Source organism: Metabacillus dongyingensis (genome assembly GCF_019933155.2).
Classification (GTDB): domain Bacteria; phylum Bacillota; class Bacilli; order Bacillales; family Bacillaceae; genus Bacillus_P; species Bacillus_P dongyingensis.
Map to the genome: position 1 here is coordinate 1,995,648 of NZ_CP082944.1, position 23,032 is coordinate 2,018,679.

Annotated in this window: 21 protein-coding genes and 1 riboswitch; of the genes, 14 read left to right on the forward strand and 7 right to left on the reverse strand. The window is 40.2% G+C overall.

The features are described from left to right. Positions 1 to 203 precede the first annotated feature (203 nt). Positions 204 to 1,961: a ribosomal protection-like ABC-F family protein gene (gene abc-f / locus K8L98_RS09865; RefSeq protein WP_223441849.1), complete on the forward strand. Its 1,758-nt coding sequence runs from the start codon at positions 204 to 206 to the stop codon at positions 1,959 to 1,961. Between the two features lie 45 nt (positions 1,962 to 2,006). Here abc-f and K8L98_RS09870 read toward each other — a convergent pair whose 3' ends face one another. After that, complete coding sequence (locus K8L98_RS09870; RefSeq protein ID WP_223441852.1) at positions 2,007 to 2,861, reverse strand: VanW family protein; 855 nt, start codon at positions 2,859 to 2,861, stop codon at positions 2,007 to 2,009. A gap of 284 nt (positions 2,862 to 3,145) precedes the next feature. Beyond that, positions 3,146 to 4,153, reverse strand: coding sequence for a rod-share determining protein MreBH (mreBH, locus tag K8L98_RS09875; protein WP_223441855.1), 1,008 nt, complete (start codon positions 4,151 to 4,153; stop codon positions 3,146 to 3,148). Between the two features lie 102 nt (positions 4,154 to 4,255). On the opposite strand from mreBH, the gene K8L98_RS09880 reads away from it, so the two are divergent. The 8 genes from K8L98_RS09880 (at position 4,256) to ade (ending at position 13,409) form a co-directional block, all read left to right on the forward strand. Next, entirely contained in the window at positions 4,256 to 4,822 is a 567-nt protein-coding gene (locus tag K8L98_RS09880) for an acyl-CoA thioesterase (RefSeq protein ID WP_223441858.1), read from the forward strand. 277 nt (positions 4,823 to 5,099) lie between these two features. Then, a complete protein-coding gene (locus K8L98_RS09885; RefSeq protein ID WP_223441861.1) occupies positions 5,100 to 5,552 on the forward strand; it encodes a DUF6884 domain-containing protein in 453 nt (150 codons plus the stop codon). Positions 5,553 to 5,634: 82 nt separating this feature from the next. Continuing rightward, positions 5,635 to 6,942 carry an ATP-binding protein gene (locus tag K8L98_RS09890; RefSeq protein WP_223441864.1) on the forward strand — a complete coding sequence of 436 codons (1,308 nt, stop codon included), beginning with the start codon at positions 5,635 to 5,637 and terminating at the stop codon, positions 6,940 to 6,942. A 15-nt stretch (positions 6,943 to 6,957) separates the two neighbouring features. Further along, a complete protein-coding gene (locus tag K8L98_RS09895; RefSeq protein ID WP_223441867.1) occupies positions 6,958 to 7,818 on the forward strand; it encodes a gamma-glutamylcyclotransferase family protein in 861 nt (286 codons plus the stop codon). Between the two features lie 130 nt (positions 7,819 to 7,948). After that, a complete protein-coding gene (locus K8L98_RS09900; protein WP_223441870.1) occupies positions 7,949 to 9,277 on the forward strand; it encodes a cytochrome ubiquinol oxidase subunit I in 1,329 nt (442 codons plus the stop codon). Between the two features lie 15 nt (positions 9,278 to 9,292). Next, complete coding sequence (locus K8L98_RS09905; RefSeq protein ID WP_223441873.1) at positions 9,293 to 10,306, forward strand: cytochrome d ubiquinol oxidase subunit II; 1,014 nt, start codon at positions 9,293 to 9,295, stop codon at positions 10,304 to 10,306. A 76-nt stretch (positions 10,307 to 10,382) separates the two neighbouring features. Continuing rightward, a complete protein-coding gene (locus tag K8L98_RS09910; protein ID WP_223441875.1) occupies positions 10,383 to 11,045 on the forward strand; it encodes a potassium channel family protein in 663 nt (220 codons plus the stop codon). A gap of 476 nt (positions 11,046 to 11,521) precedes the next feature. After that, positions 11,522 to 11,624: riboswitch (purine riboswitch) on the forward strand. A 57-nt stretch (positions 11,625 to 11,681) separates the two neighbouring features. Next, positions 11,682 to 13,409: an adenine deaminase gene (ade, locus tag K8L98_RS09915; RefSeq protein WP_223441878.1), complete on the forward strand. Its 1,728-nt coding sequence runs from the start codon at positions 11,682 to 11,684 to the stop codon at positions 13,407 to 13,409. 79 nt (positions 13,410 to 13,488) lie between these two features. On the opposite strand, the gene K8L98_RS09920 is transcribed toward ade, so the two are convergent. From K8L98_RS09920 to K8L98_RS09930, 3 genes are all read right to left on the reverse strand, one after another. Beyond that, positions 13,489 to 13,638, reverse strand: a complete 150-nt coding sequence (locus tag K8L98_RS09920; protein WP_223441879.1) for a hypothetical protein — start codon at positions 13,636 to 13,638, stop codon at positions 13,489 to 13,491. 156 nt (positions 13,639 to 13,794) lie between these two features. Continuing rightward, positions 13,795 to 15,462, reverse strand: coding sequence for a ribonuclease J1 (gene rnjA, locus K8L98_RS09925; RefSeq protein ID WP_223441882.1), 1,668 nt, complete (start codon positions 15,460 to 15,462; stop codon positions 13,795 to 13,797). A gap of 5 nt (positions 15,463 to 15,467) precedes the next feature. Beyond that, complete coding sequence (locus K8L98_RS09930) at positions 15,468 to 15,677, reverse strand: DNA-dependent RNA polymerase subunit epsilon (protein WP_070878987.1); 210 nt, start codon at positions 15,675 to 15,677, stop codon at positions 15,468 to 15,470. 443 nt (positions 15,678 to 16,120) lie between these two features. On the opposite strand from K8L98_RS09930, the gene K8L98_RS09935 reads away from it, so the two are divergent. After that, a complete protein-coding gene (locus K8L98_RS09935) occupies positions 16,121 to 16,891 on the forward strand; it encodes a Cof-type HAD-IIB family hydrolase (RefSeq protein ID WP_223441885.1) in 771 nt (256 codons plus the stop codon). A 97-nt stretch (positions 16,892 to 16,988) separates the two neighbouring features. On the opposite strand, the gene def is transcribed toward K8L98_RS09935, so the two are convergent. Further along, complete coding sequence (def, locus tag K8L98_RS09940) at positions 16,989 to 17,543, reverse strand: peptide deformylase (protein ID WP_223441889.1); 555 nt, start codon at positions 17,541 to 17,543, stop codon at positions 16,989 to 16,991. A 151-nt stretch (positions 17,544 to 17,694) separates the two neighbouring features. After that, positions 17,695 to 17,820, reverse strand: a complete 126-nt coding sequence (locus K8L98_RS09945) for a YjcZ family sporulation protein (RefSeq protein WP_223441891.1) — start codon at positions 17,818 to 17,820, stop codon at positions 17,695 to 17,697. 383 nt (positions 17,821 to 18,203) lie between these two features. On the opposite strand from K8L98_RS09945, the gene K8L98_RS09950 reads away from it, so the two are divergent. From K8L98_RS09950 to K8L98_RS09965, 4 genes are all read left to right on the forward strand, one after another. Beyond that, positions 18,204 to 18,890: a YkyA family protein gene (locus tag K8L98_RS09950; RefSeq protein ID WP_223441893.1), complete on the forward strand. Its 687-nt coding sequence runs from the start codon at positions 18,204 to 18,206 to the stop codon at positions 18,888 to 18,890. 509 nt (positions 18,891 to 19,399) lie between these two features. Further along, a complete protein-coding gene (gene pdhA / locus K8L98_RS09955; protein WP_223441895.1) occupies positions 19,400 to 20,515 on the forward strand; it encodes a pyruvate dehydrogenase (acetyl-transferring) E1 component subunit alpha in 1,116 nt (371 codons plus the stop codon). A gap of 3 nt (positions 20,516 to 20,518) precedes the next feature. Next, complete coding sequence (locus K8L98_RS09960; RefSeq protein WP_101564924.1) at positions 20,519 to 21,496, forward strand: alpha-ketoacid dehydrogenase subunit beta; 978 nt, start codon at positions 20,519 to 20,521, stop codon at positions 21,494 to 21,496. 171 nt (positions 21,497 to 21,667) lie between these two features. Next, entirely contained in the window at positions 21,668 to 23,029 is a 1,362-nt protein-coding gene (locus K8L98_RS09965) for a dihydrolipoamide acetyltransferase family protein (RefSeq protein ID WP_223441897.1), read from the forward strand. Positions 23,030 to 23,032: the final 3 nt, after the last annotated feature.

The window sequence follows — 23,032 nt, forward strand, 5'->3', positions numbered from 1 at the left end:
ACATGTGGAACTAATCTTATTTTCTAAACGTTTTTTGAATAAGCAAAAAAACGAGACCTAGAGAATAGGATGAGTGCGCTCATTTTTCATACCATTTCCAGCTGAAGGCCCAGAAACATGCATCTTTTTGCATTTTTTTCTGTACCCTTCTGTCTATTTCATATGGTTGAAATCCTCTCTAGGCGAACTTGGGAGGTTTTTTTATGGGTAAAAATGAAAGATTAAAACAGCGAAGTGCAAATACAATCCTTAATGTAAAGGATGTAAAAAAACAATATGGAGATAAAGTGATACTTGAAAACATACAGTTTGAATTGAAACAAGGAGATTGTGCGGGATTAGTCGGATACAACGGTGCAGGCAAGACGACCTTAGCCAATCTGATTTTTGGGAAGCTTCTTCCTGATGAAGGCAGCATCTACAGAAAAAAAGACCTGAAAGTCGGATATCTGATGCAATCAGTTGATTACACCGTACATGATTTTAAAGGTGTTTTGGAAGATCAAAGCTTCGAAGCAATCTTTGAAACGACAAAAAAATTAGGACTTGAAAAAGTGCAGAATTGGGAAGATGACCGGCTTCATCATTTAAGCGGCGGTGAGAAGCTGAAGCTCGCACTCGCTCATGTATGGGCCTCAAACCCCGATCTGCTGATTCTGGATGAACCGACCAATCATTTGGACTATCAGGGAATAGAATGGCTTGTGGATCAGCTGAGGACGTTTAGCGGAGCTGTGCTGATTATCTCACATGACAGGTATTTTCTCGACAGAACCGTATCTTATATTTTTGAACTTGAAAATAAGAAGATGGTGGAATACAAAGGGAATTACACAGCTTACAGGATCGAGAAGAAAAGGCTCTTGGAAGAACAAAAGCATCAGTATGAAGTGCAGCAGCGGTATAAAGCAAAAATTGAAGGGCAAATGGAAAATTTAAAGAATTGGTCAGATAAAGCTCACCGTGAATCAACCAAGCAGGGAAGTCCTTCTGAACGGAAACAAATGGGTTTTAAAGAATACAACAGAGTAAAGGCAAAAAAAATGGACATTCAGGTTCGTTCTAAGATGAAGCGGTTAACGGCTGAGCTTGAAAAAAATAAAATAGAAAAGCCGCAAGAAGAAGCGAAAATCTTGTTTCAGTTCGATTCAAGCGGCAAGAGGGGCAGACGTGTACTTGAAGCAAAGGATCTTGAAAAAACGTTTGGGCAGCTGTCCTTGATTAAGAAAAGCCATTTTTATATTAAACATGGCGAGAGAATTGGCATGATTGGAAAAAACGGTGCAGGTAAATCGACGCTTATCCGGATGATTCAAGGCATGGAAGACGTAACCGGAGGCGAGTTATGGAAAAGCGAAACGATGAAAATCGCTTATTTAAGTCAGGATGTGAATGATTTAAAAGAAGATGCAACGGTTCTTCGGGCTCTTGATCTTCATGAGAGGGAACAGATCCTAAGAGCGCGGACCATTTTCGCAAATATGGGGCTGCCTGAAGAAAAACTTCAGCAGACAATCGGTTCACTTAGCCTGGGTGAACGTACAAGGGTGAAGCTCGTGTCTATGATCCTTAAAGAATATGACGTTCTCATACTCGATGAGCCGACAAACCATTTGGACCTCCCGAGCCGCGAACAGCTAGAGGAGACCCTTGATGAGTTTGAAGGGACCATCATCATTGTCTCTCACGATCAGTATTTTATAAATAAATTATGTGATAAGCTGCTCGTATTTGAAGATGGGACCGTAAGAAGAGTGGAAATGAAGCTTGATGACTATTTTTCCAGGAGCAAAAGTGAATCGAATGAAACTGATATTGAGAAAGAGCTGCTTAAAATAGATCATCAGCTGACAGCTGTTTTAAGCAAGCTGAGTGTAATCAGCAGAGATGATCCTTCTTTTGAACTGCTTGATGAAGAGTACAGCAGACTTCTTAAAGCTAAGAAAAAGTTAACAGGCTGATCATAAAAGGCTGAGTCACGATGACTCAGCCTTTTATAATAATAGTTAGATTTTAGAAGCTGCTATAATTTGAACCTCTAGAGTACCGCTTTTTTGATCGGTTATGGATTTAATAATGACTGGATAGTCTTTATTATTCATGAATTTAAAATCGTAGCCTCCCCAGGAAACAGTTGCATCCTGATTAATAGGGACATAGCCGACTGTTTTAGAATGATGATGAAGTTCGATTATTTCAAGACCTGCCTTGGCAACAGCATTGTACAAAGTGCTTGAAGTCTGGCAGATGCCTCCGCCGATTCCTTCGACAAACTCTTTATTTACAATCTCAAGCGCTTTTTGATATCCGCGTGCAGGTGTTCTCTCGCCGACGATTAAATTAAAATAAAATCTGTCTCCAGGACCAAGTACAATTTCATTAATCGCATTCGAAGAAATGGCAATATTGGTGCTTCTGCCTGCAACAGAAGGATTGAAAGCTGTTTTATAGCTTCCGATCACTGTTTGTTTAGCGCCATTTAGGGCTTCCTGCGTAATATTTGGAGCTGTCTCCGTGATAGGGAGCGGGATTTCCTGATTAAAAGCCGAAAGATTCTGCAATTGATTTAATAGAGCCTCTTCGTCCAGGACAACTCGGCTTTGACCCGGGAAAAGCTTGCCGTTTTTAACTTTTGAAGGGGTCATCGGCTGATCAAATTTATCTGCCATCTGCCGGACCAGTGCCTTCATATCCTTTTCATGCTGCTCTTTATTTTTATCTGCAGCCGGTATAAATGTGGTTACTGTGCTGCCGTCTCTGCTGTCAATCAGAGCAAACTCCCGGTTCATCTCCATCGCCTTTGAAGAAACAGCTTTTGCACTCACGGCATTATTCGCCATGATAAGTTTTTCTTTTTCCACCAAACCGCATCCGCTTAGAACAAAAGTAATTGATACGAACAATAATAAGCGTTTTATGTCGTTCTCCCCCAGTGAAATTGTAGATTAGATGTTTTTATGTGAATCATACAATAGGTAAGACGCATATGAAAAGAGAAAAGTTTCAAAAAATTGGAGAAAAAAAGAATAATTTTCAAGTGATTGATTTATTTAGAAAAAGAAAGTAGAATGAAAAAACAGGAACAAACGTTCTGTGCCGGGCAAAAAAAAGAACCGCAGTAAAATGCGGCTCTTTCACACTTATATTATTTTGAAACTTTTTGAAGCTTGTGAATGACCTGAAGAGATCTTCCTGTTCCGATTGCAACTGATTCAAGCGGGCTTGGAGCAAGGTGTACAGGGACGACAATTTCTTCACTGAGCCATTCCTGCATGCCTTTCATTAATGCACCGCCGCCTGTCAGAATAACTCCGCGGTCTACAATATCACCGCTAAGCTCAGGAGGACAGTCTTCAAGGGTAGCACGAATCGCTTCCAGTATATGAAGCAATGATTCTCTCATTGAATTCTGCATTTCTGTTGAAGATAGAGTTATCGTCTTTGGAAGACCTGTAACCAAGTCACGTCCTCTGACTTCCATTAACAGCTCGTCATGCTTGACAAGAGCATAGCCGATTTCCATCTTAATGTTTTCAGCAGTGCGCTCGCCGATTAACAGGTTATAGTTTTTACGGACATATCCAATAATATCCTCATCAAGCTGATCACCGCCGATTCTGATGGAGTGGCATGATACAACCCCGCCAAAAGAGATAATGGCAACCTCTGTTGTACCGCCGCCGATATCAACAATCACATTAGCGATCGGTTCATCTACAGGAAGATCTGCACCAATAGCTGCTGCAACCGGCTCCTCAATTAAATGAACGATTTTAGCACCTGCATTTTTTACCGCATCGTGAATGGCACGGCGTTCAACACTGGTTGCACCTGATGGAGTACATACAACAACAGTAGGCTTTCTAATAGAAAAACCTAATTTTTTTGAAGCTTTTTTCATAATTTGCTTAAGCATTTCAGTTGTTACATCATAATCAGCAATTACGCCATCTTTTAGCGGTCTGACCGCCACAATTTTACCAGGCGTTTTGCCGATCATGCTTTTTGCTTCCGTCCCTACAGCCAAAACATTTTTTGTTACTGTATCAATCGCCACAACGGACGGTTCATTTATTGCGATTCCTTTATCCTTGCTGTATACAAGAATATTTGCTGTACCTAAGTCAATACCAATTTCAGAAGTAGAAAACATATATCTTCACCCAATCCTCATAGATTTCGAGTCTTTAATATTCATTCTGCGAACAGTGTCGATTTATGGGGGTAGCTGGCCTTTTTTTTTAGAATGTATTTTATGGGAACTTCAGGGAATAAGAAAAAGAGTATTGAAAAAGGAAGTGCATCTAAAGTGGAAGTGAAATTCTGTAGACATTCTTTTGTAGTAAAAACCAGTATCGTGCTCCCCTCTGATACAAACAATTATGGAACATTGTTCGGAGGGAAGCTTATGGCTTATATCGATGACGTAGCAGCCATTTCTGCAATCAGACATGCCCGGGCGCATGTTGTCACTGCTTCAACGGACTCTGTTGATTTTCTGCATCCAATATATGAAGGAAACTCAGTTTGTCTTGAAGCGTTTGTGACATATACGGGAAGAACATCAATGGAGGTTTTTGTAAAAGTCATTGCAGAAGACCTCCTGAACGGAAATCGAAATGTTTGCGCTCTATCCTTTCTTACAATGGTCGCCGTTGATGAACACAATAGACCTACTCCCGTACCAAATGTTATTCCCGAGTCAGAAACAGAAAAGATGCTGAACGACTCTGCACTTAAGCGTGCAGAAATCCGGAAAAAGCGAAAAGAAGACACTGAATCAATGGCAGCCGCATTCGGAACCGATTATCCCTGGCTGTAAGCGGAAAGAAAGTGATGCAAAGCCTAAAGGAGCAGGATGTCCTGTTTCTTTGGCTGAATGCATTATGGGGGAATCTAAAACCTTGGTCTTATTCATTCTAAATGAAATACTGAAGCAGTCATTTTCTATGCATGTATAGAGAAGCAGTAATCTTTCATAAATAATTGGACAGAAAACAGGATCTTCTGATAAAAAGAAGTATATCTTTCTATTAATTGATCTATAAATCTATTGACGACGGTGTCAGGTATCACCCTTAAAAAAAGGAGAAACTAAATTGAAACAGTTATGTGTTATACCATGCGGAAATAAAAAAATTTGGGATAAGGAGCCTCATCTTGGAAAAGTTGAAGCTCAAAATGCCTATACGGGAACCTTTCATTTGCTCTGCCGGCAGTATGCCGAAAAGTTTTTCGATGATTGGGTCATTCTTTCTGCTAAACATGGCTTCTTACTCCCTGAGGATTTTGTTCCGGGCAATTACAATGTCTCGTTCAGCATGAAAACAGAAGAAGTGATAAGACTTGAAGAGCTGAACATGCAGGCTTATGAAAAGAACCTGCATCAATTTAATAAGTTTGTTGTGCTTGGAGGCAAGAAATTCAGACCCATTATAGAAACTGCGGTTGAAGGGGAATACATTTATCCGCTGCAGGGCTGTACAGGAATCGGATATATGCAGCAAATGCTAAAAAAAGCGGTTCTTACAAATCATAGTCTCCATGATTGATAGAGAGACATAAGACAGTTGAATATACTGATAAATCAGAAAATGGTATACTATAAAAAAACAGAGGCGAAAAGGTGCTGTGATGAACAAATATACGGGCAGAATTATGATTACTTTAATAGCAGTATGTATTCTGATTTTATGGAATATCTTAGACTATTATTTGGGGAGTCAGTCTGTCCCTTTGATACTCAGAAGTTTATTCTGCTTATTAGTCTTGTCTGTTGTCTGGAAATTAGGCACTTATTTTGACCGTTCCAAATTGTTGATTCATCAGCTGAGCGAAAGTCAGCTCCGCTATAAAAACCTGCTTGGTGAGACGAAGATGGTCCTTGAAAATATTCAGGAAGTCGTGTTTCAAACAGATGGTGAAGGGAATTTTATTTACTTAAATCCTGCATGGACGGACGTAACAGGGTATGAAAGATCAGAAAGTCTTTATTCCAGTTTTTATCATTACATTACATTTGAAGATAAAAAGCGGGTAAAAAGCAAGCTTGTTGAATATACAGCTGCGAAACGACCCGAGGGAAAACTGGAAACATCCTATCGCAAGAAAAGCGGCGGAGAATTTTATGCTCATGTTCAATTCAAAATGTATTATGACAATGAAGGCTATTTGATCGGAACGGTCGGGACAATTCAGGACATTACTGACAGAAAAATGGAAGAGCGGGAATGGAGAGAAATGAATGAGCACCTTGCCCTGAAATCCCAAAAACTTTCCATTGCCGGACAGCTTGCAGCGGGCATTGCACATGAGGTAAGAAATCCGCTTACATCCATCAGCGGTTTTCTTCAGCTGATTAAAAAAGAATTTCCTGGCAAAGATACATATTTTGATATTATCTTTGGAGAAATAAAGAGAATTGAGCTGGTTCTTAGTGAAATGCTTGTCTTGGCCAAACCGCAGGCGATTCATTTCAGGGAAAAGAATATGATTTCCATTTTGGACCAAGTGGCTGTACTGATTGAATCCAATGCCATTTTACATAATATCCAGATTGAAAAAAGTTTGCCCTCAACAGAAATTATAGTGGAATGTGATGAAAATCAATTAAAACAGGTATTTATCAATCTAATTAAAAACGCGATTGAAGCACTGCCTGATGGAGGAAATATCCACATGAGCTGCAGACTGAAAGGGGAATATGTGATCATAGCAATTGAAGATGATGGTATGGGGATACCAAAAGAAAAAATCTCAAAACTTGGCGAACCATTCTTTTCTACAAAAGAAAAAGGGACTGGTCTTGGTCTGACCGTTTGCTTAAGGATAATAAAAGATCACTATGGCCATATCAATGTAAACAGCAGCTTAAATAAGGGGACTATCTTCGAGGTTGTACTGCCAGTTGTGAATCGCCATACGATATTAGAACCAGTTTAAGAGGAGAATGGTAAGATGAACTGTCATTTATTTGTTTATGGGACACTTCGCTATATGGAGAAAAATCATCATTTTTTAAAGGATAGAACATGTATTGCCGAACAGGCGTGGACAAATGGATCGCTGTATGATTCGAATGACGGCTATCCTGCGATGACTGTGGAACAGGAAACAGTTTACGGAGAACTCTATGAAATTGATGAGGAACTGCTTCCTGAAGTTCATGTACTAGAAGGGTACAATGGACCTGAAGCAGATGACAATCTGTTCGAATTTGTGCCAATCCGTGTCTATACAGATAAAATGGAATATGATGCTTTTTGTTATGTCATAAAGCCGGAACAGGCTGATACAATGAAAAAAATAAAGAGCGGAGACTGGAAAGAATATCAGTTTATCTTGAATCCGCCAGCTGAAACGTTTTATTTTGCTTATGGTTCGTGTATGGATACCGAACGATTTCAAAAAGCGGCTGTTGATCATCATTTTGCCGATGTAATCGGCGGAGGAAAAGCAGAAAAGTATTCTGTTAAATTCACAGTTACGATGGAAGATGGGGGCCGCGCTGACATCGTTGAAGATGGCGGAGGGGCTGAGGGCATTTTATACCGTGTACCTGAGGAAGCGGTGGACTATCTTTACATGCGTGAAGGTGTTGATTCTAAATTGTATCGTCCAGCCTTCATTAAGGTGGAAACGGGCGGAGTGGTTTATGAGCAGTGCCTTACTTTTACAGTGGTTCAGAAAAAAGAAGAGTTCCGCCCGCCTGGCCACTACTCAACAGAAATATTAAGAGGTGCAAAAAGCAGACTCGGAGAGGAGTATATTGAAAAAATCCGGGCATATATGGCTGCTCTTCCTGAATATAAACCATAATCAGCAAAGAGAAATCTTCTTTGCTGATTATGATTTCAAAATTTGTTCATCACATCACAATCTTGGCATGTTTTACTTTGGGGAAACTGTGATATAAGATCATTAGAACAATAAAAGGAGATGTGGCCCTTTGGCTGAACTCGATAGCGTCATACTTAGCCGGATGCTTACGACATTGACACTTGCCTTCCACATTATTTTTGCAACAATTGGAGTCGGAGTTCCTGTTTTAATATCTATTGCAGAGTGGATGGGAATCAGGAAAAACGATCCGCACTATATCCTGCTGGCAAGACGCTGGACGAGGGGCTTTGTTGTGACAGTGGCAGTGGGTGTCGTTACAGGAACATGTATTGGATTGCAGTTATCTTTATTATGGCCTAGTTTCATGGAAATTGCCGGCCAGGTGATTGCCTTGCCGCTTTTTATGGAAACATTCGCTTTTTTCTTTGAGGCAATCTTTTTGGGGATTTATCTTTACACATGGGACAGGTTTAAAAAACCAATTTACCACTGGCTTATCTCCATTCCGATTATGATAGGATCATCGATGTCTGCCGTGTTTATTACCACCGTCAATGCTTTCATGAATACTCCTCAGGGATTTACGCTGAAGGGCAGAACGATTACGGGCATCGATCCGATTGCTGCAATGTTTAATCCTGCAGCACCTTCAAAAGTCTTTCATGTGCTGATGTCTTCCTATATGACTTCAGCCTTTGTGCTCGCTGCTATAACTGCTTTTATGATCATTAAAGGAAGAAGAACAGACTATCACCGTAAAGCCTTGCAGGTGACAATGGTCTCGGCTCTTTTCTTTTCGCTTGGTACGGCTCTCGCTGGTGATCTCTCTGCAAAATTTTTGGCGGAGCATCAGCCTGAAAAGCTTGCAGCAGGGGAGTGGCATTTTGAAACAGAAGCCGGAGCTGATTTAATTTTATACGGTACACTGAATGAAAAAGGGGAAATCACCAATGAAATAAGAGTTCCTAAAATGCTCAGTTTCTTATCATTCAGTGATTTTAATGCAGAAGTAACAGGATTAAATGAAATAGAAGAAGATTTAAGACCTCCTCTATGGATTCACTATATGTTTGATGTAATGGTCACTATTGGGATGTTCGGCCTGGGACTGTCTATGCTGTTTGTTTTATTTGGAAAAATAAAAAGGCTGAATGGTTTCCAATCAAGGCTTTTATGGCCGATTGTAGCTGCGGGACCTCTTTCCATGGTTGCAATCGAAGCAGGCTGGATTTTTGCCGAGGTAGGACGTCAGCCATGGATTCTCAGAGGTTATATGAAGGTTGCTGAAGGAGCAACGACATCTGATCATGTAGGGTTAATGTTTGTACTGTTTTTTGGCCTGTACACCTTGCTCGGAACACTTTGCATTATTGTGTTAAAACGAATGTTTAAAGAAAATCCGGCAGAAGCGGAGCTAGAGTACCGGTTTAAATAGGAGGGAGAAGTCTAAATGGATATTCCAATCGTTGGAATGACGGTTCTGTGGGTTTTTCTTTACGGTTATTTAATTGTTGCTTCTATAGATTTTGGAGCTGGTTTCTTTGCTTTTTACGCCCAGCTGACAAAGCGGGATGATATCGTAAATAACTTAATCAGCCGTTATTTGTCGCCGGTGTGGGAAGTAACAAATGTCTTCTTCGTCTTCTTTTTTGTGGGGATCGTCGGTTTTTTTCCGCAAACAGCGTATTATTATGGTACAGCACTGCTGGTTCCAGGCAGCATAGCGCTGGTTTTAATCGCGATCCGCGGTTCCTTTTACGCATTTGGGAACTACGGGGCTAAAGACAGTCTTTTTTATACGTTTTTATATGGAGCCACAGGACTTTTAATTCCTGCGTCTCTGTCTACAGCTCTTTCAATATCAGAAGGCGGCTTTTTGGAAGAACGAAATGGCACTGTCGTATTTCTTGCTAATGAGTTATTTACAAGCTTTTATTCGTGGAGTGTGGTATTCCTTGCCATTGTATCCGTTTTGTTTATCAGTGCTTCTTTTTTAACCTACTATGCAGATCGTGCGTCAGACAGCAAAGCTTTATCACTGCTTAGAAAGTTTGCTCTTTTTTGGGCGCCGCCTACAATCATTGCTAGCTTTCTTGTCTTTCTTTCCCTTCAGCAGCATAATCCCAGGCATTTTAATCAAGCGCTCGATCTTTGGTGGATGTTCGGATCCTCACTCTTGTTTTTTATGATATCCGTTTGGCTAATCTATAAAAGAAAGAATTTTGGAACGGCCTTTATTATGGTGATGCTGCAATTTTTCTTTGCCTTCTTTGGCTACGGGGCATCACATTTGCCTTACATTCTTGATCCGTTTGTTACTATTTATTCGGGATATACCAACGAAACGATGGGGATCACACTTGTCATCGTTTTTATAGCCGGGCTGCTGCTTTTGATTCCCTCACTTATTTTGCTTTTGCGCCTGTTTTTATTTGATGCGGAATATGTAAAGGGCAAGAAGTAAAGCTTTAATTTATTTTAATAATGAATAAAGTTATGATAAACTTTGTTTATAGTATGATGGCTGGAGGAACGTACATATGAAAAAGGATTTTGCAGTTATTGGACTTGGGCGTTTTGGAGGCAGTATTTGCCGCGAGCTGAGCGAAGAGGGCATGGAAGTAATGGCCATCGATATGGATGAAGATAAAGTGAATGAGTATGCCAATATTGCTTCCCATGCTGTTGTCGGAGATTCAACGGATGAAGCCGTTTTAAAAAGCCTGGGCATCCGCAACTTCGATCACGTCATCGTGGCGATTGGCGATAATATTCAGTCAAGTATTTTAACAACATTGATGCTGAAAGAGCTAGGCGTAAAATTTATTACTGTAAAAGCGCAAAACGATTATCATGAGAAAATTTTAAGGAAAATTGGAGCTGATCAAATCGTTCATCCAGAGAGAGATATGGGCCGAAGAATTGCTCATAATCTGATCTCCAATAACGTTCTTGATTACCTTGAACTTTCCGATGAACACAGTATTGTAGAGATTGTCGTAAATAATAAACTGTCAGGAAATACATTAATCGACCTTGATATTCGTGCTAAATACGGAATTAACATAGTTGCTATAAAAAGAGGCAAAGAAATATTTGTGACACCACAGGCAGATGAAGTGATTCAAAAAGATGATATTTTAATTGTTATTGGTGCAGATACAGATATCGACAGATTTGAAAAAAGGGTTTTAGAAGCTTAATCGGAAAAGGACACTTGAAAGTGTCTTTTTTTGTTTTTTGCAATAGAACGTTTGTTCTTTGTGGATTGTGGTATAATGGAAGATGTATACATTCGTGAACATATGGGTGGTCGGCTAGCCCCTGTCTCTTTTCTTTGTGAAGCAAGGAAAGGGGGTGATGCCCGGGTGACAGTATATGAGAGCTTAACATTTGCCATTTCATTTGCTACGCTTATCATTGCCGTTCTGTCGTTTGACCAGAAAAAATAGACCTCCCAGCTTTGTCGATTGCGGGTGAGGTCTATTTTTTAATTGATTGAGAAAAATGGCCGACCCCGAGCGTGGGACCGAATGTATGCATGGCCGTAAGTGTTGCTGCACTTGCGGTCATTTTTATGTTATTCAACTTTATGGCTATCATACCACAGAATAAAAAATTATTAAACGGAAACAAAAAACGTTGACTGCAGGTTTATTTACTATTACTATATGTTACTAAATACTTATATTCAAGAACTCGTATAATATTGGAGATATGGTCCAAAAAGTTTCTACCGAACTGCCGTAAAAAGTTTGACTACGAGGAATGAATAATAAAGGCATGATTCAATTGCCTTTATTTATCTCACTCCTCCATAACAGCGAGGGGTTTTTTTTATGAAAAAAGAAGAAATTATTCAATCAATAGAAGCAAGTACAAAAAGAAAAAAAGCCGATATCGTTTTTAAAAATGCTCAGATTGTCGATGTGTTTAATTCGGAGATTATAAGCGGCGACGTAGCCGTCACAAATGGAAGAATTGTAGGTATAGGCGATTATGAAGGCAATGAGGAAATTGATATAAGCGGGAAGTATCTTTGCCCCGGATTAATTGATGGTCATGTTCATATTGAATCGTCAATGGTACCGCCGCATGAATTTGCCAAAGTGGTGCTTCCTCATGGTGTAACAACTGTCATTGCAGATCCTCACGAAATTGCGAATGTTTCTGGGGTGAAAGGAATTCAATATATGCTGGACAGCTCAGAAGGAATTTTGCTTGATGTATTTGTCATGCTGCCGTCCAGTGTGCCTGCTACAAGCTTTGAACATGCAGGTGCAAGGCTGGAAGCTGTTGATTTAGAACCGCTTTTTGACCATGAACGAGTAATCGGGCTTGCAGAAGTCATGGATTATGTTGCTGTTCAAACAGCTTCTGACAGCATGCTGAATAAACTTGAAATGACTGCAAGGCACTCGCGCCTGATTGATGGACATATGGCGGGCCTTCCTGCTGATTTAATCAATGTCTACCGCTCTGCGGGGATTATGACAGATCATGAAGTGACGAATGCGGCAGAGGCAAAGGAGAGAGTGCAGCGGGGAATGTATGTGTTAATCAGACAAGGCTCTGTGGCAAAGGATCTTCCGAATGTAATAGAAGCTGTCAATGAACGCAATTCCAGACGATTTTTATTCTGCACGGATGATAAGCATTTGGATGATTTAGCAGCAGAAGGCAGCATCGATCATAATATTAGACTTGCTGTGCAGTATGGAGTTGATCCTATTACAGCCATACAAATGGCTACTTTAAATGCGGCAGAATGCTATGAGCTTAAAAATAAAGGGGCAGTGGCGCCCGGGTATGAAGCCGACCTGCTGATTCTAAACAGTCTCAGCGATTTTCAGATTGAGCAAGTTTATAAAGCAGGGAAATTAGCAGCACTTGAGGGTGGGGTAAAGACGGATGATCAGAGAACAGTGAAAACACCTTCTGCATTATTAAATACAGTTCATCTGCATGATTTGCAGCTTTCAGATCTTAAACTCGCTATATCGAACGATCAGCCTGTACCGATTATTGAAATCATTCCAAATCAGCTTGTTACAAGAAAATTATACGAACAAACAAGTGTCAGCGATGGTATTTTCCATCCTACCACTGAGCTTGATCATTTAAAGCTAATAATGGCTGAACGTCATAAGAATACAGGATTAGTCGGAAAAGGAATTGTAAAGGGCTTTCAGCTGAAAAGAGGGGCAATCGCAACTTCGATTTCGCACGATTCACATAACCTTATTGCTGCCGGTACGAATGATTCAGACTTGCTGCTTGCCGTCAAAGCACTGAAAACCAATCAAGGAGGCTTAGCCGTTGTACAGGATGGAAACATTCTCGCACAGCTACCGCTCTCAATCTCGGGTTTAATATCTGATCAGCCTTATGAAGAAGTGCTGCACGGCCTAAAATCGATACATGAAGCATTAGAAAAGGTAGGTCTGCCTGACACCTTTAATCCATTCTTAACGTTATCTTTTCTTGGACTTCCTGTCATTCCGGAATTAAAAATAACTTGTCAGGGAATCTTTGATGTCCATTCTTTTAAACATTTAGTGTATTAACCACAAACAACCGGTCTCGCAGTGAGACCGGTTGTTTAAATTTATGTATGATCGCCAGGGAGCTTTGTGCGAATAAATATTATTGCTCTAATGTATATTGCTTCATTTGCTTGCAGTCTAATTGAAGGATAGTCACTACTTTTTTTGTGGCAGGGCTGATCAGATCTGCTTTAACTCCTTTATCCTTTAGACGCTGTACGAATTTTTCAAGAGAGGACGGCTTTTTCATGGTTAGGCACTACCTTTCTTTCGACTTAAAATTTGACTGAACGGTCAGTGCAGTTTATTATACAGCATATTTTCTGATTCTACAATATGATGGAGCGCACATAAAGACAGTTCTTCTAATAGAAAAAAGCTGCCGGATTTCCGGCAGCTTTGCAGATTAAACCTCCATAATGATAGGTAAAATCATTGGGCGGCGTTTTGTTTTTTCGTATAGGAATGGTGCAAGAGTATCTGTAATTTCATTTTTAATTTCAGACCACTGGCTTGTGCGGCGCTCCATCACTTTATTTAAATGCTTGGTAATCAGAACTTGAGCATCATTAATAAGATCACCTGATTCTCTCATGTAGACGAATCCGCGTGAGATGATGTCAGGACCGGCAGAAATTTTAAATTCCTTCATATTAATGCTGACAACGACAATAACTAATCCTTCTTCCGAAAGAATGCGGCGGTCACGAAGTACGATGTTTCCGATATCGCCAATTCCGCTCCCGTCAATATAGACAGAACCAGAAGGAATTTTGCCTGCTACAGATACTTCGCGGTCACTGAGGGCCAGAACTTCCCCATTATCCATGATAAAGCAGTTTTCTTCCGCAACACCACAGTCCTTGGCAAGTCTTGAATGCATAATCTGCATGCGGTACTCACCATGAATTGGCATGAAGTATTCTGGCTTCATTAGACGAAGCATCAGCTTTTGCTCTTCCTGGCCGCCATGGCCGGACGTATGAACATCGCTTAAAGAACCATGAATGACTTCTGCGCCTGCACGGTAAAGCTGGTTGATTGTTCTGCTTACGCTGATTGTGTTTCCAGGAATCGGCGAAGAAGAAAATACAACCGTATCTCCAGGAATGATTTGAATTTGACGGTGTGTGCCATTTGCAATTCGAGATAGAGCTGCCATAGGCTCACCCTGGCTTCCAGTACATAAAATAGTCACTTTATTAGCAGGCAGGCGGTTAATTTCATGCGGTTCAACAAAAGTTTCTTTCGGACATTGAATGTATCCAAGATCTTGTCCGATTGCAATCGCTGATTCCATACTGCGGCCAAATACAGCTATTTTACGGTTATGCTGAACAGCTGCTTCTACGACTTGCTGAAGTCTGTGAATGTTTGATGCAAAAGTTGCGAAGATGACACGTCCATCAACTTTCCGGAAGATCTCCTGAATGCTCTCGCCGACACGGCGCTCAGACATCGTAAAGTGAGGAATTTCACTGTTTGTGCTGTCTGAAAGCAGACATAAAACGCCTTCTTTTCCGATTTCAGCCATTTTTGTCAAGTTTGCAGGTTCGCCGACAGGTGTAAAATCAAACTTGAAATCTCCAGTATGTACGATATTTCCTGGGGGTGTCTTTACAACGATTCCGTACGAATCCGGGATGCTGTGTGTAGTTCTGAAGAAGGTAACAGACGTCTTTCTGAATTTAATGATGTCATCTTCTTTAATTTCATATAATTTAGCCTGACGCAATAAACCATGCTCTTCAAGTTTGTTGCGGATTAAGCCGAGTGCAAGCTTGCCTCCGTAAATTGGCACATTTACTTGCTTCAGAAGATAAGGAATCCCGCCGATATGGTCTTCATGGCCATGTGTAATGAAAAGACCTTTAATCTTATCTTCATTCTTGACTAAATACGTGTAATCCGGAATCACGTAGTCAATTCCAAGCAATTCCTCTTCAGGGAATTTAATGCCGGCATCTATCATAATTATTTCATCCTGGAATTGGACACCGTACGTGTTCTTGCCGATTTCTCCGAGTCCACCAAGTGCGAATACCGCAACTTGATCATTTTTAACAAATTTCATAAAAATCAAATCTCCAATACTTTAAAGTTTTCGTTTTGTTTTTCATATTCAAGAAAAGCGCCTTCTACCGATTGAATAAATTCAATGTTATAAAAGCGGTCTTTTAGTTTATTTCTTGCGTCACCTTCTGTTTTAGCTTCAACAAAAAGTGTTTTTGTTTTTTCGCGGACAGGAACCTGATTTAATTTCTCCTGATAATAAACTTTATATAGCATTGCCAAATCTCTCCTTAACTGCCGTATGTTAGACTAACTTGTTCTATTATATGCGATAATCGTCCCTAAGCCAACCCTCATGAGCACTAGGCCCGTTTCAATTAGAAAAAAAACCCTCTATAACTAGAAAGGGTTTTTGTTAAGCCATTGTTTTTCTGCCAAGTATACTATTCCATTGAGATCTTAATCTGCGTCGCAATCTTTTCATCATTTCTGTCTCACTCCTTATCTTGTCCAATTCGATGTGTGCCGAGCCTTCGTGAATCTGCCAGACTTAGTATATGTGATATAGAGCAAAGTTAACATGGGTATTTGTGGAAAATGATTGTGTTTAATGATTAAATAAGAAGAGATTAAGCGATTTCGGTTGAGAAGCTAAATTTTTTCCTTTATTATGGGTCTAGATATGGTTGATTAATTCAGGACAGGTTAGGAGACGTTTTATGAATGGAAAAGTAATATTTTTTGATATTGACGGTACTTTATTAAATCACGATAAAGAAATACCGGACTCCACACGGGCAGCAATCGAAGATTTAAAAAAAGCAGGTCATCATGTTGCCATCGCGACAGGCAGGGCTCCTTTCATGTTTGAGGATCTTAGAAAAGAACTTGGAATCGATTCCTTTGTCAGTTTTAATGGGCAGTTTGTAGTTTTTGAAGGAAATGTCATTTATAAAAATCCTCTTAATACTGAAAGACTTGAAGAATTATATGAATTTGCTCGCACGTCAAATCACCCGTTAGTTTTCATGAGTGATGACACTATGATGTCAACAGAAACGGATCATCCTTATATACACGAGAGCATGGGCAGTCTGAAGTTTATGCATCCGGAGCGGGATCCTGACTTTTACCGCCATCACGAAATTTATCAGACGCTTCTTTTTTGTAAAGAGGGCGAAGAAGAAAATTATAAAAAATATGAAGACTTTCATATCATCCGCTGGCATGAGCTTGCTACCGATATCCTGCCTTTTGGAGGTTCTAAGGCTGAAGGCATTAAAAAGCTGATGGAACGCCTTGAGATTGAGAAAGATGATGTTTATGCATTCGGTGATGGATTGAATGATCTTGAAATGATTAAATATGCTGGTACCGGCGTAGCGATGGGGAATGCAGTTCCTGAACTGAAAGAGCTTGCAGATGAAGTGACATCAGATGTAAACCAGGACGGCATCCTTAATGGGCTGAAAAAAGTGGGACTGCTGTAGAAAAGCATAAGTTTATTGGGCCGAGATTAATATATGTAAAAAGAATTAATTGTTCTTATGACAATAAAAAACCTGTCTGCTAAAGCAGACAGGTTTTTTAGCGCTCAATGGCAATAGCATCTTCGGGTTCTTGCATAGGATCTTTTACATTCATATGATCATAAAACATGACTCCATTTAGATGGTCTATTTCATGCTGAAATACAATGGAAAGCAGGCCGCGGAGTCTTAAGTCGAGTTCTTCTCCCTCAAGCGAAACCGCTTTGACGCGAATTCTTGCATAGCGGGGCACATATCCAGGTACAGGGCGATCAACTGACAGACAGCCTTCACCGCTTGTTAAGTAGCTTTTTTCAACGGAATGGCTGATAATTTTCGGATTAAATAAAGCGTAGCTGTGCAATGTTCCTTTTTCATCTGTCAGCCGAATGGCAATCATCCGTTTTGAAACGTTTATTTGCGGTGCAGCAAGTCCTATGCCAGGTCTTAAGCCGTATTTTTCGATCATTTCAGGATTTTGACTATTTGAAACATAATCAAGCAAATCCTGCAATGTTTTTTTGTCTTCATCAGAAGGAGGCATGGCAACTTCTTCTGCCACCTTGCGAAGTGCCGGATGGCCTTCCCTGATAATATCATCCATTGTAATCATGGGGACTCACACTCCATTTCTTGCTAAATCATCTATATAAGTATAATGGAATTGCAGAAAAACGAAAAGTATTGCTTGTCCATTCAGGATAAGCGCCATTATTTTGCGGCTTGCCCACATAAAATGTGGGCATCTCTTCCGCAATCATTCATTAATAGTTGCCACAAAAAGCTGCACCGACGATAATTAATAGAATAAACAACACTACAATTAAAGCGAAAGTGCGTCCGCAATCACCCGCGTGGCCGTACCCGTATCCAGGATAACATCCGTACATGCAAAAAACCTCCTTTTAATTGACCCTCATGTTCTGTGCATTAGCCTGAGTGTCTAATATAACCTATGTCACGGAATGGGAAGTGTATAGACAAAAGCCCAGGTCCAATAAAAAAATTGGGAATTGAAGATGATCAGAATAAGGGGATTTAACATTTCATTATATAAAGTTTGATTGAACCTGTTGACCGCCTGAGTTTAAGCAAGCTTGCTCAGTATGAAAGTCTGGTCCCGCATTTCTCGCTGTCCACTCCTGGATACTTGGCCAAAACAAACGGCTGTCGGGTCTGACCAGTCGATTCTGCTTTTCTATTTAAAGAAGATATTGTAAAAAAACGAAGAACGTCTTATAGTTAAAGTGTTGAATGGTTAGGGGGACCCGCGGTGACAAAATTTTCAAAAGCAATTTCAGCAGCAGCAGCAATCTTTATTGGATCGGTAGTATTATCTGGCTGTTCAGGCTCTTCGCCAGAAGAAGAAATGTACAGTGCTCTTGAGAAGGTAGTATCTCTTGAAGATACATTTGAGGAGCAGCAGAAGCCTCTAATTGAGCTTGAAAAAGAGGAAAATGATCTTTACGAAGAAATTATTTCTTTGGGAATGAAAGAGTACGATAAAATTGTTTCTCTTTCAAAGGAAGCGGCAGCTGTTGTAGAAGAAAGAGAAAAGCGATTAGAGGATGAAAGGCAAAGCATTCTTGATTCCAAGGAAGAATTTAAAAACATTGCAGCTCTTTCAAATGAGCTCAAAGAAGACGGAGCGAAAGATAAGGCTGATAAGCTGCAGGGGCTGATGCAGAATCGCTATGATTCCTACGATGCCCTTTATGCTTCATATAAAGAAGCGATTGTCCTTGATAAAGAGCTTTATCAAATGTTTCAAAAAAAGGATTTGAAGCTTGAAGAGCTTGAAGCGAAAATTACTGAAATTAACAGTACTTACGAAAAAGTATTGGCCGAAAATAAAAAATTTAATGATTATACAGAACAGTATAATCAGGCAAAAATGGACTTTTATAAAGAAGCAGAGATTGAGGTAGAACAGCCGGAAGAAAATGCATCAAAATCCTAACAATACAGCTTGTTTAATAAAGTATGGCCTGCAGAGAGATAGTTCTCTGCAGTTTTTTTGTATTTAGACGTAAATCGCTGTGTCTATAGGCAGCTGCTTCAGCAATTTTCGAGATTCGGTTATAATGATACCTGTATCGATTTTTGTAATACAGAAGAACAATTAGTTATAGTACAGATTGATAAATAGGGAATAAAAGTAAAATGAAAACACTTGATATCTTTTAAGAATATCGATATAAATCAATTGACGAACTTATTTTTAATGGTGTACACTAAGAAATGTTGAAACGAATTGTATTAATTTCTTTCATCACTTAAATTAGTACAGATATTTGTACTGTCCAATACATAGAGAACGTTTCGGCATTCTCTCAGGTGGTATAAAGATATATAGAGGATAGCCTAAAAAAATGTGTCAGGCGTACTCATTTTGGGTAGGCTAATGCTGTATGTGTCAGTAATTATCTAAAACTATTTTTTTATAAGAGAAAGGATAGGTGACTAAAGATGGCTGCTAAGACTAAAAATGCTGTAGTTGACAGCAAAAAGCAATTCGAAGGAATTGCAAAGCAGTTTGAAACGTTCCAAATTCTGAATGAACAGGGCGAGGTTGTAAACGACTCTGCAATGCCTGATTTATCAGATGATCAATTAAAAGAATTAATGCGCCGTATGGTTTATACGCGTATTTTGGACCAGCGTTCTATTTCACTGAACCGTCAAGGACGTTTAGGATTTTATGCTCCAACAGCAGGACAGGAAGCATCTCAGATCGCTTCTCATTTTGCACTTGAAAAAGAAGATTTCGTTCTTCCAGGATACCGTGACGTTCCACAAATCATCTGGCACGGACTTCCATTATACCAAGCATTTTTATTCTCACGCGGACATTTCCACGGAAATCAGTTCCCTGAAGATGTAAATGCGATTTCACCGCAGATCATCATAGGTGCACAAATCATCCAGACTGCCGGTGTAGCTCTTGGAATGAAAAAGAAAGACCTTAAAACAGTTGCAATTACTTATACTGGCGACGGCGGAGCATCTCAAGGTGACTTCTACGAAGGAATCAACTTTGCAGGCGCTTATAAAGCACCAGCGATTTTTGTTGTGCAAAACAACAGATTTGCGATCTCTACACCTGTTGAAAAGCAATCTGCTGCTCAAACAATCGCTCAAAAAGCTGCAGCTGCAGGTATCGTAGGAATTCAGGTTGATGGAATGGATGCATTAGCTGTATATGCTGCAGTACGTGATGCACGCGAACGCGCTGTTAATGGTGAAGGCCCTACATTAATTGAAACGCTTACTTATCGTTATGGCCCTCATACAATGGCTGGTGACGACCCAACCCGCTATCGTACGAAAGAACTTGATAACGAGTGGGAAGAGAAAGATCCTCTTGTACGTTTCCGTAAATTCTTAGAAAACAAAGGCTTATGGAACGAAGAAGAAGAAAATAAAGCGATTGAACAAGCGAAAGAAGATATTAAAGAAGCAATCAAAAAAGCGGATGAATATCCAAAACAAAAAGTAACAGATCTAATGGATAACATGTACGAAGAAATGCCATACAATCTGAAAGAGCAATATGAAATCTACAAAGCAAAGGAGTCGAAGTAAGCCATGGCTCAAATGACAATGATTCAAGCAATCACTGATGCGCTGCGCTCAGAATTAAAAAATGATTCTAACGTCTTAGTGTTTGGAGAAGATGTTGGTGTAAATGGCGGCGTATTCCGTGCTACTGAAGGATTACAAAAAGAATTTGGCGAAGACCGTGTATTTGATACACCTCTTGCTGAATCAGGAATCGGCGGTCTTGCGATCGGTCTTGGATTAACAGGATTCCGTCCTGTAGCTGAAATTCAATTCTTCGGTTTCGTTTATGAAGTAATGGACTCTATTTCAGGCCAAATGGCTCGTATGCGCTACCGTTCAGGCGGACGCTGGTCTTCACCAGTTACAATCCGTTCACCATTCGGCGGAGGCGTTCATACACCTGAACTTCATGCTGACAGCTTAGAAGGTCTTATGGCTCAGCAGCCTGGTGTGAAAGTTGTTATTCCTTCAACTCCATACGACGCAAAAGGACTTTTAATCTCTGCTATTCGTGATAACGATCCTGTCGTTTTCCTTGAGCATATGAAACTTTACCGTTCTTTCCGTCAGGAAGTTCCGGAAGAAGAATATACGATTGAAATCGGCAAAGCTGAAGTGAAAAGAGAAGGTTCTGACCTTTCTATTATTACTTACGGCGCAATGGTGCATGAGTCATTAAAAGCAGCAGAAGAGCTTGAAAAAGAAGGAATTTCTGCTGAAGTGATCGACCTTCGCACAATCAGCCCATTAGATATCGACACAATCATTGCATCTGTTGAAAAAACAGGACGTGCGATTGTTGTACAAGAAGCTCAAAAGCAAGCAGGAATTGCAGCTAATGTTGTTGCTGAAATCAATGACCGTGCGATCTTAAGCTTAGAAGCTCCAGTACTTCGCGTGACAGCTCCAGACACTGTATTTGCTTTCTCTCAAGCTGAAGGTGTTTGGCTGCCAAACTTCAAAGATGTGATTGAAACAGCTAAAAAAGTAATGAATTTTTAATTATACATTCTGAGAAAAGAAATCAGAGGGTCCCCGGAAGAATGCGTGTTTATGTTCCATGATCAGCGCGGCGCGGCTGCGTGAAAGCACTTGAACAAACATCAAATGTTTATTCTTTTGAAACCTGCAAACTGGTTTCTTTTCCATATGAAAAATAGGAGGTAATATACCGTGTCATTCGAATTTAAAATGCCGGATATCGGTGAGGGTATCCACGAAGGTGAAATTGTAAAGTGGTTTATCAAGCCAGGCGATGAAGTAAACGAAGATGATGTACTGGCTGAAATCCAGAACGATAAAGCTGTCGTTGAAATTCCTTCTCCTGTAAAAGGAAAAGTTATTGAGCTTAAAGTTGAAGAGGGAACTGTTGCTACTGTTGGACAAACTCTTATCACATTTGATGCTCCTGGTTACGAAAACCTTAAATTTAAAGGTGATGACCATGGAGATGAGCCTGCTAAAGAAGAGAAAACAGAAGCACAAGTTCAATCTACAGCTGAAGCTGGCCAAGATGTGAAAAAAGAAGAAGCTCCTAAACAAGAAACAGCAGCAGCTACAGGCGCAGGTGCACAGGATCAGGCTGAAGTCGATCCAGACCGCCGCATCATTGCAATGCCTTCTGTACGCAAATATGCACGTGAAAAAGGCGTTGAAATCCGCCAAGTATCTGGATCAGGCAAAAACGGACGCATCGGCAAAGAAGACATTGATGCATTCTTAGAAGGCGGATCTAAACCTGCTGAAACGCAAACTGAAGCTCCTCAAACAGAAGCTAAAGAAGAAAAAGCAGAGCAAAAAGCACCTGCAAAACAAGCTGTTCCAGAAGGCGACTTCCCGGAAACACGCGAAAAAATGAGCCCAATGCGCAAAGCAATCTCTAAAGCAATGGTTAACTCAAAACAAACAGCTCCACACGTAACTTTGATGGATGAAGTGGATGTGACGAAACTAGTTTCTCACAGAAAACAGTTCAAAGGTGTTGCAGCGGAGCAGGGAATTAAGTTAACATATTTACCGTACGTAGTGAAAGCTCTTACATCAGCGCTTAAAAAATATCCGGTTCTTAACACTTCTATCGATGACAAAACAGAAGAAGTTATTCAAAAGCATTACTACAACATCGGTATTGCTGCTGATACAGAAAAAGGACTTATGGTTCCAGTTGTTAAAAACGCAGAACGCAAATCAATCTTTGACATTTCTGATGAAATTAACGGCTTAGCTACTAAAGCACGCGACGGTAAACTTTCTGCTGCGGAAATGAAGGGCGCTTCTTGTACAATTACAAACATCGGCTCAGCTGGCGGACAATGGTTCACTCCAGTAATTAATCACCCAGAGGTTGCAATCCTTGGAATCGGCCGCATTGCTGAAAAAGCAATCGTAGTTGACGGTGAAATTGTTGCTGCTCCAGTGCTTGCTTTATCATTAAGCTTTGACCACCGCATGATCGATGGTGCTACAGCACAAAATGCATTAAATCACATTAAGCGTTTATTGAACGACCCACAACTTATTCTAATGGAGGCGTAATCG

Coding starts and splice junctions, on each gene's coding strand:
- abc-f (WP_223441849.1), top strand. CDS start 204: ATGGGTAAAAATGAAAGATTAAAACAGCGAAGTGCAAATACAATCCTT.
- mreBH (WP_223441855.1), bottom strand. CDS start 4,153: ATGTTTTCTACTTCTGAAATTGGTATTGACTTAGGTACAGCAAATATT.
- K8L98_RS09880 (WP_223441858.1), top strand. CDS start 4,256: ATGGGAACTTCAGGGAATAAGAAAAAGAGTATTGAAAAAGGAAGTGCA.
- K8L98_RS09890 (WP_223441864.1), top strand. CDS start 5,635: ATGAACAAATATACGGGCAGAATTATGATTACTTTAATAGCAGTATGT.
- K8L98_RS09895 (WP_223441867.1), top strand. CDS start 6,958: ATGAACTGTCATTTATTTGTTTATGGGACACTTCGCTATATGGAGAAA.
- K8L98_RS09905 (WP_223441873.1), top strand. CDS start 9,293: ATGGATATTCCAATCGTTGGAATGACGGTTCTGTGGGTTTTTCTTTAC.
- K8L98_RS09910 (WP_223441875.1), top strand. CDS start 10,383: ATGAAAAAGGATTTTGCAGTTATTGGACTTGGGCGTTTTGGAGGCAGT.
- ade (WP_223441878.1), top strand. CDS start 11,682: ATGAAAAAAGAAGAAATTATTCAATCAATAGAAGCAAGTACAAAAAGA.
- K8L98_RS09920 (WP_223441879.1), bottom strand. CDS start 13,638: ATGAAAAAGCCGTCCTCTCTTGAAAAATTCGTACAGCGTCTAAAGGAT.
- rnjA (WP_223441882.1), bottom strand. CDS start 15,462: ATGAAATTTGTTAAAAATGATCAAGTTGCGGTATTCGCACTTGGTGGA.
- K8L98_RS09930 (WP_070878987.1), bottom strand. CDS start 15,677: ATGCTATATAAAGTTTATTATCAGGAGAAATTAAATCAGGTTCCTGTC.
- K8L98_RS09935 (WP_223441885.1), top strand. CDS start 16,121: ATGAATGGAAAAGTAATATTTTTTGATATTGACGGTACTTTATTAAAT.
- def (WP_223441889.1), bottom strand. CDS start 17,543: ATGATTACAATGGATGATATTATCAGGGAAGGCCATCCGGCACTTCGC.
- K8L98_RS09945 (WP_223441891.1), bottom strand. CDS start 17,820: ATGTACGGATGTTATCCTGGATACGGGTACGGCCACGCGGGTGATTGC.
- pdhA (WP_223441895.1), top strand. CDS start 19,400: ATGGCTGCTAAGACTAAAAATGCTGTAGTTGACAGCAAAAAGCAATTC.
- K8L98_RS09960 (WP_101564924.1), top strand. CDS start 20,519: ATGGCTCAAATGACAATGATTCAAGCAATCACTGATGCGCTGCGCTCA.